Origin of the sequence: Pseudoalteromonas sp. 13-15 (genome assembly GCF_001468205.2) — a bacterium.
Classification (GTDB): Bacteria; Pseudomonadota; Gammaproteobacteria; order Enterobacterales; family Alteromonadaceae; genus Pseudoalteromonas; species Pseudoalteromonas marina.
This window is the reverse complement of the sequence record NZ_CP019162.1, coordinates 2,517,659-2,530,431: the sequence shown is the minus strand read 5'-3', so window position 1 is coordinate 2,530,431 and position 12,773 is coordinate 2,517,659. Positions and strand designations below refer to the sequence as shown.

Genomic DNA, 12,773 nt, shown 5'->3' with positions numbered 1-12,773 from the left:
ATAAATGTACGAACTATTAGCCGTTTTGCTTGGCTTTAATGCGCGCTAAAATATCGGCACTTTTTGGACTTGTATCGCCAATGCCTGCTTCAGCCATTTTCGCTTTTAAATCGTCGCCATTAACTTCTGACTCAAGCTCTTTTGCAGCACCTAACTGATCGCTACGGTCTTGTTGACGCTGTTTAATACGCTCTAGTGATTGTCGAGCTGAGGTCATCGAAGAGCTATTCGTATTAAGCGTGCTGTTAACAGCCATTGTTGCTTGCTGTACGCTTTCTGTGGTTTTAACCATCGTAAGCTGACGTTGATTTTCTTTAATCGACTTTTCAGCGTCTTTAACTTGCTGCTTAAGCGTTACAATGTGGTTGCTAAAACCTGCTAATACTTGCTCGTTTTCAGCTTTTTCAGCTTCAAAGTCACCAATTTTTTCTGCAATTTCTAATGCTAAGGCTTCGTTACCTTTTTCAAGTGCTTGGCCTGCATACGCTTCGTGTTCAGCAATTGATGCATCTACAGCGCTAATTTTTCGCTTAGTTTGCATTTCTTTAGCCATTACTTCGGTCAAGCTTTTTTTAGCACGGTGAAGTGCATTTTGTGCATCAGCGATTTCTTGTTCAAAAATACGGATACCATTTGCATCTACAATTGCTTCGCCCGCTTCACGAGCGCCACCACGTACTGCTGTAAATAATTTTTTTAAAATACTCATAATCTTAACTCCACTAACTAGTTACTAATCGTTTAAATACAAGGTCACGGCTTCTAGTGCATCAATAGCGTTGTCAGCTAATGTCACTAGTTCGTGGGTAACATCATCTAATGATGAGTTTACCGACAGTGCACCAAAAATCGCGTATTTATTATCGATTTTAGCAAATGCACTTAGTGGAATTGGCACGTTTAAACGTAACAATGTTTCGTTTAACTCGTTGCGTAATTCACTTTTCACTTCGTCTTCGCCAAACAAGTAGCTAATACATAACAACTGCTCTTGAGTTTGCGTAACAAAAATTGGAAGTTCATCATTTCCATCAACAATGACTTGTAAAACATCTTGCTCACCTGGATTGGCAATCAAGAAAGACTCAAAGTTAGCGCCTTCAGTTTCAAAAGAAGCTAATTTTATTGAAAGTTCGTTTAATTCCATGTCTCTGCCTTTTTGTTTTTTGACATATTATGTCTGAGTTAAGATTCGCACGGCAGACATATTATGTCAACCATGTTTTGTTAGTTTTTATACAATTCACTCTCTATTTGCCATGCTGAACGGTAATAATCATAAAGCTGCCCAGAACCTAACCTATTGACCTCAATATCATTTATTTGTTCAAAATACTGATTAGGGAATAAAAAACTTGCTAGTAAATATTTTTTACTTATCCATCGTGACGATACCGGCATTTCGTCTATATTATTTATTCGTGCACTGGCTGGTTGACCCATTTTGGTAGCAATTGTCCACCCCCACTGACCAAACGATGGAATATTTTGTTGGTATTGCTCCACGTAATCAAATCCGGCAGCCTTAACAGTTTTAGCTATACTCAGAAACGCCTTTTTTGCATGATATGGCGACGTTGATTGCACAGCCATAGCCCCATCAGGAGCAAGTAATTGGCGTACATGATTATAAAAATAATCGCTGTATAACTTATTTAGGTCAGGATGATTCGGATCAGGTAAATCAATAATAACAGTGTCAAACTGTTTGTTTTGATCGAGTAACTTCTCAACCTCTAAAAAAGCATCACCCACAATTATGTTAGCTTTGGGGTCTTTCATTGAGTCGTTGTTGAGGTTTATTAATCGCTGCGTGATGGCTTTGGGCGGGGTAAACTTATCGTCTTCATGGCCAAATAGGTTAAGTAACTGTCCATCTAAATCAATTAAAGTGACTTCGTTTACCGACCATTTTAGTACATCCCTTAATGCTAAACCGTCACCCCCGCCAATAATTAGCACCTTATCATGTCGGTTAGAGGCAAGCATAGCCGGATAAACTAGCATTGAATGGTATATTTGTTCATCAACACTTGAGAACTGTAGGCGGCCATTTAAGTATAGGTCGGTAATAGGTTGCGGTTGATTTTTGCTAAGTCGTTCTGTTAATACAACATGCTGATATTTAGTCGCTTGAGAATAAATAACTTTATCTTTATATAAGACGTTGCTTAGGCTATTCATCCAACTGCTGCCGAGCACTAAAATAAAGCCAAACAGCACAAGCAGTAAAATATGGCAAACCAACAAAGCTTTAGCAAAGCGAACATGGGCATGGTAGCGCCATAAAAAAGCAAGCCCTGCAATAATATTAAATAAAGCGGTCCATGCAGCAGCTTGCATGATAGGCATAGCCAACATTATGCTTACCCAAATTGCTGCGCCAATACCTGCCCCAATGTAGTCTGCACCATAAATAGTTCCTGCATTGTTTTCTAAAAACCGCCCGTACACATGTTGGCGAATACGCGCTATAAGCGGTATTTCCATACCAATAAACAGTCCTAATACTAAGCCAAATACATAAGGTAAAAAGCGTGACCATTCTTGTAACTTTTGAAATACATAGCCATTAAGTACAACGTCAGGTGGCAGGTTAAAAATGCTCGAGAATAAATGAGGAAGCGAATAACTAACTGCAATCACGCTTGCTATGGCCAAAATACAGCCCATGCCAATCAAAGCTATAATGCTTTCTAGCCAAGCAAATGCAGTGAACGCATCTTTAAACCAACGCGCTAAAAAAGCTCCTAGCCCCATAGCTACTATCATGGTGCCAATCATGGCGTAAATAGCACTTTCAACAGAGCCTAGTACTCGGCCGGCATAGTGAGAGAGTAGGTACTCATAAATAAGGCCGCACCCAGCGAGCACAGCCATAACAGTGATAAGTAATATATCGTGCCCAAGTAAGCGAGACTTACTTGGGCTTTGAGTTGTTGATGACACGAATTATGCGCCTAATAAGGTTGCCATTGTGATGCCTACGGCAAACGATACAGCGGCAGAAATAGCTGCTACACCCACATTTTTTTGACGATTAACTTCATCAGAAATATCACAACCCGATAAAATTATTTTAATGGTCACTAAGTGTAAAATAATAAACGCAACTAGGCTCACTACTGCACTAACAGCCCAATATAATAGGCTAGCATTAATATTATCTGCAGCATACGGTGCAACACCTGTTGCCGCTGTGATTGCTAATGCACTACCCACTAAATAACCAGCGTAACGAATACCAACAGCTAAGTTATCATCAATAATAGCTTGTTGAAGACAGTCACCATTTTTATTTGTGCGTTTAAATAACATAACTCGGTACTGGCTCACAAATAGCAGCACGATGCTACCAATAACAAAGGCAGCAATGACAATCGGTAAACCATGCCATCCCTCTGTAGCTACCCATAGCAGTGCTGAACGAATGACAATTGCCACACTCACTACATGGCCAAAATCAATGATAGAAGCAGTCACATTACCTTTAACAATTTCATCATGTAGGCTCACTTTACGCAGTGCAACTTTGTCTTGAAAAAAGTGACCAAGCTTAATTAACACAATGGCAAGCGCACCATAGCCAAGCATTTGCAGTGCTTCTTGCTGAAGCGTTGCAGCAAATGCACCACTGCTTACACCGGTTAATACGATAGCTAGCGCAACCAAACCAGCAGCAAAACTAATACCAAAGGCAAAATTATCACGCTCTGTTATTTCGTCATTGGCATGTAAATTTGAAACCCAGCCTTTTATATATTTAAGGCTAACAAATAGCAGCACAATTATTGCAAAGTCTATCGCTAAAGCTTGCAGCGACCACGTAGTTATTCCATTAAATTCATACATATTATTCTAACTCCAACTTTATTCTTTACTTACCACGGCTCACGCCACGAGAGGTTCTGCTTCCACTGTCACGAACTGAACCAGAGCTATTGCTATAGCTACTTGAACGTGAGTAACTGCTGCGACTCTTAGGTGGTGTATAGCTACTTCGACTTAACCCTGATGCACCAGTCTTTTTACTCGCATACGGGCTTGTGAACTGCTTACCTTGGCGTTGATATGTTTGACGTGTACGTGTCTCTAGCGCGCTTTGTGTTTTAATTTGTTTAGGGCTTGAGTAGCGATAACGACCATAATCGTTGTAATAGCTGTACTTACGGCGTTTACTCCAGCTTCCGTATTCAACCCTGTCAAATACATCCCCTAAAATACGGTACATGCCGTACCATTGCCAAAAGCTGATGCCACTGCTATTTGTTTGCCAGTTACCGTAGTTGGGGTTACCCACCATCTGGTTACCTACCCCTTCACCCTCGGCTTGTTGGCTAATAGCACCAACGCGAGCTAGCGATCCTTTTGACATATCAGCAAGCATATTGATTGGATCAGTTAAAGCGTCAGAGAACAGTGAAGGTTTTGCAGCTTCACGTAAAAGATCGATGCTGTGCAACGTATCTTCGTAAGGGGGGATTAAGTAAGTACTTTTAGTCTCTTTAAGTCGCTGTAATAAACCACTATAAAGTGCACCTTGGCGCGAAGCATCTAAAGTAATTACATCAACAACATTTGAAAGCTCTGGCTGTTGTTTTTTTAAAAGCGCACCATACTCTTTAAGTAACACTGCATTGCGTATACTGCCATTATCTAGCGCACTACCTAGCTGTGATAGCTCAGCATCCGCTTTTTTTATAGACTCTTGAATTGTTTGTTGTAGCTGCTCTTCTTTAGATTGACAACCCATAAGCACCGTAAACAAACAAAACAGGCTTATAAGTTTCCAAACTTTACTATTCGACATTCATGTCACCTGATTTACTAAATTAACACAGCTAGTCTTACACAGGTCACTTAGTAAGCCAAGAATGAAATTGCAACAAAATGAGAAGAGATGTAAAGAATAAAGTAGATTACAAAACTCAGTAGTCAAAGGTAAAAAGTTTATGATCTAGACACGGGATAGAATTGACTTAACCTTACGTTGGTTAGCATTTTTGATGGAGATGATATTAGTTTGGTTCTTTATTTTATCCAAGAAAGTAAAAAACCGTCACACTGCTGTAACAGGTCTCTATTATTTGAGCCTGTTAATGTCATGGTGCCCACAGCGGTAGAGATTCACAGTGAAATGTTGCCTATCATAGGCCAGTGTATTGAATAACCAAAACACTGTTCACAAAGAGGCGCTTTGCTTAAGAGACGCTACGCTTTAGAGAAGGGAATGCTGAAGATTACTTTTCTGCAGACGTAAAAAAGCCGCTTCATTTCTGAAGCGGCTTTCTACAATTTGAAGCCTGGTAATGTCCTACTTTCACATAGCAAATGCTACACTATCATCGGCGCTGTTTCGTTTCACTACTGAGTTCGGCATGGAGTCAGGTGGGTCCAAAACGCTATTGTCACCAAGCAAATTTGGGCGTTAATCCGTATTTCTACGCACTAACTGAATTTGGAAAATATCTGATAATATTTTTTAAGTCTGTCAGTAATATCTACTTTAGTTCATTAACTTCTGTCTTAACTGTCACACAAAACGCGTTTGGCGTTGTATGGTTAAGCCTCACGGGTAATTAGTACAAGTTAGCTTAATGGCTCACACCACTTCCACATCTTGCCTATCAACGTTGTAGTCTTCAACGGCCCTTCAGAGACTTTAAAAGTCTAGTGAGAACTCATCTCGAGGCCTGCTTCGCGCTTAGATGCTTTCAGCGCTTATCAGTTCCGAACGTAGCTACCGGGCAATGCCATTGGCATGACAACCCGAACACCAGCGGTTCGTTCACTCCGGTCCTCTCGTACTAGGAGCAACCCCTCTCAATTCTCAAACGCCCACGGCAGATAGGGACCGAACTGTCTCACGACGTTCTAAACCCAGCTCGCGTACCACTTTAAATGGCGAACAGCCATACCCTTGGGACCGACTTCAGCCCCAGGATGTGATGAGCCGACATCGAGGTGCCAAACACCGCCGTCGATATGAACTCTTGGGCGGTATCAGCCTGTTATCCCCGGAGTACCTTTTATCCGTTGAGCGATGGCCCTTCCATTCAGAACCACCGGATCACTATGACCTACTTTCGTACCTGCTCGACGTGTCTGTCTCGCAGTTAAGCTGGCTTCTACCATTACACTAACCGTACGATGTCCGACCGTACTTAGCCAACCTTCGTGCTCCTCCGTTACTCTTTGGGAGGAGACCGCCCCAGTCAAACTACCCACCAGGCACTGTCCGTAACCCCGATTCAGGGGCCAACGTTAGAACATCAAAACTACAAGGGTGGTATTTCAAGGACGACTCCACAAGAACTAGCGTTCCTGCTTCAAAGTCTCCCACCTATCCTACACATGTAGGTTCAATGTTCAGTGCCAAGCTGTAGTAAAGGTTCACGGGGTCTTTCCGTCTAGCCGCGGGTACACAGCATCTTCACTGCGATTTCAATTTCACTGAGTCTCGGGTGGAGACAGCGTGGCCATGGTTACACCATTCGTGCAGGTCGGAACTTACCCGACAAGGAATTTCGCTACCTTAGGACCGTTATAGTTACGGCCGCCGTTTACCGGGGCTTCGATCAAGAGCTTCTCCGAAGATAACCCCATCAATTAACCTTCCGGCACCGGGCAGGTGTCACACCGTATACGTCATCTTGCGATTTTGCACAGTGCTGTGTTTTTAATAAACAGTCCCAGCCACCTGGTCACTGCGGCTCCCGTCCGCTTAGAGAGCAAGTCTCATCACAGATAGGAGCGTACCTTCTCCCGAAGTTACGGTACGATTTTGCCTAGTTCCTTCACCCGAGTTCTCTCAAGCGCCTTAGTATTCTCTACCTGACCACCTGTGTCGGTTTGGGGTACGATTCGGTATAATCTGAAGCTTAGAGGCTTTTCCTGGAAGTATGGCATCAGCAACTTCACTACCGTAGTAGCTCGTCTCGTGTCTCAGGTTTAATGTTCGTCCGGATTTACCTAAACAAACGCCCTACTCACTTTCACATGGACAACCATCGCCATGCTTGCTTAGCCTTCTCCGTCCCCCCATCGCAATTATACCAAGTACGGAAATATTAATCCGTTTCCCATCGACTACGCCTTTCGGCCTCGCCTTAGGGGTCGACTTACCCTACCCTGATTAACATGGGATAGGAACCCTTGGTCTTCCGGCGTGCGGGTTTTTCACCCGCATTATCGTTACTCATGTCAGCATTCGCACTTCTGATACGTCCAGCATACCTCCCGGTACACCTTCAACCGCTTACAGAACGCTCCCCTACCACTCATCCTAAGATGAATCCGCAGCTTCGGTGCATAGTTTAGCCCCGTTACATCTTCCGCGCAGACCGACTCGACCAGTGAGCTATTACGCTTTCTTTAAAGGATGGCTGCTTCTAAGCCAACCTCCTGGCTGTCTGGGCCTTTCCACATCGTTTCCCACTTAACTATGACTTTGGGACCTTAGCTGGCGGTCTGGGTTGTTTCCCTCTTCACGACGGACGTTAGCACCCGCCGTGTGTCTCCCGGATATTACTTTACGGTATTCGGAGTTTGCAAAGGGTTGGTAAGTCGGGATGACCCCCTAGCCTTAACAGTGCTCTACCCCCGTAAGTATTCGTCCGAGGCTCTACCTAAATAGATTTCGGGGAGAACCAGCTATCTCCCGGTTTGATTAGCCTTTCACTCCTAGCCACAGGTCATCCCCTAACTTTTCAACGTTAGTGGGTTCGGTCCTCCAGTTGATGTTACTCAACCTTCAACCTGCCCATGGCTAGATCACCGGGTTTCGGGTCTATACCTTGCAACTATTCGCCCAGTTAAGACTCGGTTTCCCTACGGCTACCCTAATCGGTTAACCTCGCTACAAAATATAAGTCGCTGACCCATTATACAAAAGGTACGCAGTCACAGAACAAGTCTGCTCCTACTGCTTGTACGTACACGGTTTCAGGTTCTATTTCACTCCCCTCACAGGGGTTCTTTTCGCCTTTCCCTCACGGTACTGGTTCACTATCGGTCAGTTGGGAGTATTTAGCCTTAGATGATGGTCCACCTATATTCAGTCAAAGTTTCACGTGCTCCGACCTACTCGATTTCACTTAAAATGTCTTTTCATGTACGGGACTATCACCCTGTATCGTGGCACTTTCCAGAGCCTTCCATTAACACATAATAAGCTTAAGGGCTGTTCCGATTTCGCTCGCCGCTACTTTCGGAATCTCGGTTGATTTCTTTTCCTACGGGTACTTAGATGTTTCAGTTCTCCGCGTTCGCCTCGTTAACCTATGTATTCAGTTAACGATACCTGCAAGCAGGTGGGTTTCCCCATTCGGAAATCCTAGTCTCAAGTGCTTTTTACTAGCTTGACTAGGCTTATCGCAAGTTAATACGTCCTTCATCGCCTCCAACTGCCAAGGCATCCACCGTGTACGCTTAGTCACTTAACCATACAACCCAAACGGGTCTTTGTTTTGTGACAGTTTAACTTCGCCAGAAGTTAATATTGAATACTAAAGTAGATACCAATCAATCGACTCATAAGAGTGATTAAATGGCACTGAATGATACTGCTATCATTCTTTTTTACTTTTGAAAACTCTGTACAAATAACAATGTTATTCATACGAATTTTATTATCAGCTTTTCCAAATTTTTAAAGAGCAAGAGATACAAAAACCTCTCAAAATTAAACACACTCTATTCTCAGGCGATTTAGCTGCCCGATAAAGAATATTTATTTTTAAGAAGTAAAAGTGGTGGAGCTAAGCAGGATCGAACTGCTGACCTCCTGCGTGCAAGGCAGGCGCTCTCCCAGCTGAGCTATAGCCCCACATATGCTGGTCTTATTGTTTAGTTACCGACTTCGTGAAGAAGTGGTGGGTCTGAGTAGATTTGAACTACCGACCTCACCCTTATCAGGGGTGCGCTCTAACCAGCTGAGCTACAGACCCAAACAATAAGTGTTGTTCTCTTTACAATAACAATCATCTGTGTGGACACTACGAACAAATAAGTTCTAAATCGTATAAGGAGGTGATCCAGCCCCAGGTTCCCCTAGGGCTACCTTGTTACGACTTCACCCCAGTCATGAATCACTCCGTGGTAAACGTCCTCCCGAGGGTTAGACTATCTACTTCTGGAGCAACCCACTCCCATGGTGTGACGGGCGGTGTGTACAAGGCCCGGGAACGTATTCACCGCGTCATTCTGATACGCGATTACTAGCGATTCCGACTTCATGGAGTCGAGTTGCAGACTCCAATCCGGACTACGACGCACTTTAAGTGATTCGCTTACCTTCGCAGGTTCGCAGCACTCTGTATGCGCCATTGTAGCACGTGTGTAGCCCTACACGTAAGGGCCATGATGACTTGACGTCGTCCCCACCTTCCTCCGGTTTATCACCGGCAGTCTCCTTAGAGTTCTCAGCATTACCTGCTAGCAACTAAGGATAGGGGTTGCGCTCGTTGCGGGACTTAACCCAACATCTCACAACACGAGCTGACGACAGCCATGCAGCACCTGTATCAGAGTTCCCGAAGGCACCAATCTATCTCTAGAAAGTTCTCTGTATGTCAAGTGTAGGTAAGGTTCTTCGCGTTGCATCGAATTAAACCACATGCTCCACCGCTTGTGCGGGCCCCCGTCAATTCATTTGAGTTTTAACCTTGCGGCCGTACTCCCCAGGCGGTCTACTTAATGCGTTAGCTTTGAAAAACAGAACCGAGGTTCCGAGCTTCTAGTAGACATCGTTTACGGCGTGGACTACCGGGGTATCTAATCCCGTTTGCTCCCCACGCTTTCGTACATGAGCGTCAGTGTTGACCCAGGTGGCTGCCTTCGCCATCGGTATTCCTTCAGATCTCTACGCATTTCACCGCTACACCTGAAATTCTACCACCCTCTATCACACTCTAGTTTGCCAGTTCGAAATGCAGTTCCCAGGTTGAGCCCGGGGCTTTCACATCTCGCTTAACAAACCGCCTGCGTACGCTTTACGCCCAGTAATTCCGATTAACGCTCGCACCCTCCGTATTACCGCGGCTGCTGGCACGGAGTTAGCCGGTGCTTCTTCTGTCAGTAACGTCACAGATATGAGGTATTAACTCACACCCTTTCCTCCTGACTGAAAGTGCTTTACAACCCGAAGGCCTTCTTCACACACGCGGCATGGCTGCATCAGGCTTTCGCCCATTGTGCAATATTCCCCACTGCTGCCTCCCGTAGGAGTCTGGACCGTGTCTCAGTTCCAGTGTGGCTGATCATCCTCTCAAACCAGCTAGGGATCGTTGCCTTGGTGAGCCATTACCTCACCAACTAGCTAATCCCACTTGGGCCAATCTAAAGGCGAGAGCCGAAGCCCCCTTTGGTCCGTAGACATTATGCGGTATTAGCAGTCGTTTCCAACTGTTGTCCCCCACCTCAAGGCATGTTCCCAAGCATTACTCACCCGTCCGCCGCTCGTCAGCAAAGTAGCAAGCTACTTTCTGTTACCGCTCGACTTGCATGTGTTAGGCCTGCCGCCAGCGTTCAATCTGAGCCATGATCAAACTCTTCAATTAAAAAGTTTTGTGTCTTTCGACAGCTCAATGAATTCTGAATTTATTTAATATCTTTCGATATTGAATTGACTGTGCTGAATAACTACCTAAGTAATTATTCTGTTGGTCACTCAGTTTCAATTGAGACTCTAATTTGTTTGCCTCACTACCTAAGTAGCTTGGCTGTTAGAACTCAATCTGTACGAGTGCCCACACAGATGATTGCTTTATATTGTTAAAGAACGTTGCGACGTTGTCGCTAGGGATGCGTATAATACATCCTTTATTTTTCGAGTCAATACTTTGTTTTAAACTTTCTTACGACAATTTAAAACCGAAGTTTTACTTAACTCTCTGATTAACTCTTGCCTCGCTATGCGTTGGCGCCTGCCGTCTCAGTGGGGTCGCATTATAGGGAGAACAGATTTTTACGCAAGTACTTTTTCAAAGAAAAACTAAAATAAAACACTGTTCGGTCAGTATATGAGCGAAAGCCCTTAAAACTGATAGTTTTATAAACAATATAGGCTTTACTGGCACTGAAATAAGCACTACTGCTACACTAATACACTTAATATGTTTAATTTAAAGGTGCATATATGGCAATACGTTCTTATAAAGGAATTACCCCTGCGTTTAATAAGTCTGTTTATATAGACGAGTCGTCTGTATTAGTCGGTGATATTACTATAGGTGATGATAGCAGTGTATGGCCTTTAGTTGCTGCTCGCGGCGATGTTAACCATATTCGTATTGGTGAGCGCTCTAATATTCAAGATGGCAGTGTATTACATTTATCGCGTGCAACTAAAAGCAATCCAGATGGTTACCCTCTTATAATAGGCGATGATGTAACGGTTGGTCACAAAGTGATGCTACATGGGTGCGTACTTGGGAACCGTATACTCGTGGGTATGGGTGCGATTGTGATGGATAATGTAATTGTAGAAGATGATGTTATTATTGGTGGGGGCTCGTTGGTACCACCAAATAAGCGCCTGGAATCAGGCTATTTGTATGTAGGAAGTCCAGCAAAGCAAGCCCGTCCATTGACTGAGCAGGAGCTCGCTTTTTTAAAAATATCGGCAGATAACTATGTCCAATTAAAAGATGAATATCTAGCTGAAGCTAACTAATTCCACTTCAATTTGACCTGCCGAGTTATAACTTTCTTCTTCTATTAGTTGCTCGGCACGTTCTTCGTATTCAAAACGGTATTTTTCAAAATAATCTGTTGCGTGACTTTCATCCGTGAGTTTAAGTGTACTTATCGCAATAACACACTCCACCAGCATGCCACTCACTTGAGCAAAAAACACTAACTGGTGATGAGGCTCTCTAAACTCGAGTCTATCTATAAATTGTACAGCTTGGTTCATTTTAGTGAGCCTTTTTTAAGTGCTTTAACCACGGGGAGAATTTCTGGCATTTTGTTATGCCAAACATAATAAGCTTGTGCTGCCTGCCCTACCAACATACCACTGCCATCTAAAAGCTTAGTATTGTTATTATGCTCTGCAACCCAGTTCATAAAAATAGTGTTTGTCAGTGAATAAAACATATCGTATGCAACATCACAGCATGTTAAGTGCTTTTTACCTAAGGCTGGTAATTCGTTATTCATACTACTAGACGTTGAGTTTACAATTAGTGAGTAATCGCTTACTGGTAAATCATCGAACCCATAGCCTGAAACTTTTCCGTATTCAGCAAATAGCAGAGCTAAGTCTTTTGCTTTTTGAGCGGTACGATTAACAATAATAATTTCTGCGGGTTTTTGTTCAAGCAATGGTAATATTACCCCCCTTGCAGCACCACCAGCACCAATTATTAAAATACGCTTATTTGTAATCACAACTTTGTTAGCAAGGAGGTCATTTACAAAACCAACACCGTCGGTGTTATCTCCTAATAATGTTCCATCGTTTCTTTTTTTAAGTGTATTAACTGCACCGACTATTTTAGCAAGCGGTGTAAGTTCATCAGCCATTGCAAACGCCTGCTCTTTAAATGGCATGGTAACGTTCGCACCTTTTCCACCTAGCTCAAAAAATGTCGATACTGTTTTTTCAAAGCTGTCGATAGGTGCTAATATTGCGCGATAGTCGATTTGCTCACCTAGCGAGATAGCAAATTGTTTATGTATCGCGGGGGATTTTGAATGTTTAATTGGATTTCCAAAAACCGCATATTTGTCCATTTTAAAACAACCTCTTTGCAGCTAAGTGCTGCCTA

General features: G+C 43.5%; 8 protein-coding genes, 2 tRNA genes and 3 rRNA genes. 1 reads left to right on the top strand and 12 read right to left on the bottom strand.

The annotated features are described in order from the left end of the window. Nucleotides 1-16: 16 nt before the first annotated feature. The 10 genes from ATS72_RS11695 to ATS72_RS11650 all read right to left on the bottom strand — a co-directional run bounded on the left by ATS72_RS11695 (nucleotide 17) and on the right by ATS72_RS11650 (nucleotide 10,559). Nucleotides 17-709, bottom strand: a complete 693-nt coding sequence (locus tag ATS72_RS11695; RefSeq protein WP_006793819.1) for a PspA/IM30 family protein — start codon at nucleotides 707-709, stop codon at nucleotides 17-19. Nucleotides 710-733: 24 nt separating this feature from the next. Beyond that, nucleotides 734-1,147 carry a YjfI family protein gene (locus tag ATS72_RS11690; protein WP_006793818.1) on the bottom strand — a complete coding sequence of 138 codons (414 nt, stop codon included), beginning with the start codon at nucleotides 1,145-1,147 and terminating at the stop codon, nucleotides 734-736. An 80-nt stretch (nucleotides 1,148-1,227) separates the two neighbouring features. Continuing rightward, nucleotides 1,228-2,949: a polyamine aminopropyltransferase gene (locus tag ATS72_RS11685; protein WP_058430270.1), complete on the bottom strand. Its 1,722-nt coding sequence runs from the start codon at nucleotides 2,947-2,949 to the stop codon at nucleotides 1,228-1,230. Nucleotides 2,950-2,952: 3 nt separating this feature from the next. After that, complete coding sequence (locus ATS72_RS11680; RefSeq protein ID WP_008128289.1) at nucleotides 2,953-3,852, bottom strand: DUF350 domain-containing protein; 900 nt, start codon at nucleotides 3,850-3,852, stop codon at nucleotides 2,953-2,955. A 25-nt stretch (nucleotides 3,853-3,877) separates the two neighbouring features. Next, on the bottom strand, nucleotides 3,878-4,810 hold the full coding sequence (locus ATS72_RS11675; RefSeq protein WP_006793815.1) for a CHAD domain-containing protein: 933 nt from the start codon (nucleotides 4,808-4,810) through the stop codon (nucleotides 3,878-3,880). 491 nt (nucleotides 4,811-5,301) lie between these two features. Further along, a 5S ribosomal RNA gene (gene rrf, locus ATS72_RS11670) occupies nucleotides 5,302-5,416 on the bottom strand. 142 nt (nucleotides 5,417-5,558) lie between these two features. After that, nucleotides 5,559-8,444, bottom strand: a 23S ribosomal RNA gene (locus ATS72_RS11665). A 307-nt stretch (nucleotides 8,445-8,751) separates the two neighbouring features. Further along, nucleotides 8,752-8,827 (bottom strand) — tRNA-Ala (locus tag ATS72_RS11660). Nucleotides 8,828-8,871: 44 nt separating this feature from the next. Next, nucleotides 8,872-8,948 (bottom strand) — tRNA-Ile (locus tag ATS72_RS11655). 75 nt (nucleotides 8,949-9,023) lie between these two features. Continuing rightward, nucleotides 9,024-10,559: ribosomal RNA gene (locus ATS72_RS11650) — 16S ribosomal RNA — on the bottom strand. The 16S, 23S and 5S rRNA genes sit together here with 2 tRNA genes alongside, the layout of an rRNA operon. Nucleotides 10,560-11,137: 578 nt before the next feature. Here ATS72_RS11650 and ATS72_RS11645 point away from each other — a divergent pair. After that, a complete protein-coding gene (locus tag ATS72_RS11645) occupies nucleotides 11,138-11,674 on the top strand; it encodes a gamma carbonic anhydrase family protein (protein ID WP_006794012.1) in 537 nt (178 codons plus the stop codon). On the opposite strand, the gene ATS72_RS11640 is transcribed toward ATS72_RS11645, so the two are convergent. Both ATS72_RS11640 and aroE read right to left on the bottom strand, forming a co-directional pair. Further along, nucleotides 11,657-11,917, bottom strand: a complete 261-nt coding sequence (locus tag ATS72_RS11640) for a DUF1488 domain-containing protein (protein ID WP_058430336.1) — start codon at nucleotides 11,915-11,917, stop codon at nucleotides 11,657-11,659. The two genes, ATS72_RS11645 and ATS72_RS11640, sit on opposite strands and share 18 nt — an antisense overlap. Next, complete coding sequence (gene aroE / locus ATS72_RS11635) at nucleotides 11,914-12,738, bottom strand: shikimate dehydrogenase (RefSeq protein WP_058430335.1); 825 nt, start codon at nucleotides 12,736-12,738, stop codon at nucleotides 11,914-11,916. The genes ATS72_RS11640 and aroE overlap by 4 nt, the downstream gene beginning before the upstream one ends. Nucleotides 12,739-12,773 lie beyond the last annotated feature (35 nt).

Coding starts and splice junctions, on each gene's coding strand:
- ATS72_RS11695 (WP_006793819.1), bottom strand. CDS start 709: ATGAGTATTTTAAAAAAATTATTTACAGCAGTACGTGGTGGCGCTCGT.
- ATS72_RS11690 (WP_006793818.1), bottom strand. CDS start 1,147: ATGGAATTAAACGAACTTTCAATAAAATTAGCTTCTTTTGAAACTGAA.
- ATS72_RS11680 (WP_008128289.1), bottom strand. CDS start 3,852: ATGTATGAATTTAATGGAATAACTACGTGGTCGCTGCAAGCTTTAGCG.
- ATS72_RS11675 (WP_006793815.1), bottom strand. CDS start 4,810: ATGTCGAATAGTAAAGTTTGGAAACTTATAAGCCTGTTTTGTTTGTTT.
- ATS72_RS11645 (WP_006794012.1), top strand. CDS start 11,138: ATGGCAATACGTTCTTATAAAGGAATTACCCCTGCGTTTAATAAGTCT.
- ATS72_RS11640 (WP_058430336.1), bottom strand. CDS start 11,917: ATGAACCAAGCTGTACAATTTATAGATAGACTCGAGTTTAGAGAGCCT.
- aroE (WP_058430335.1), bottom strand. CDS start 12,738: ATGGACAAATATGCGGTTTTTGGAAATCCAATTAAACATTCAAAATCC.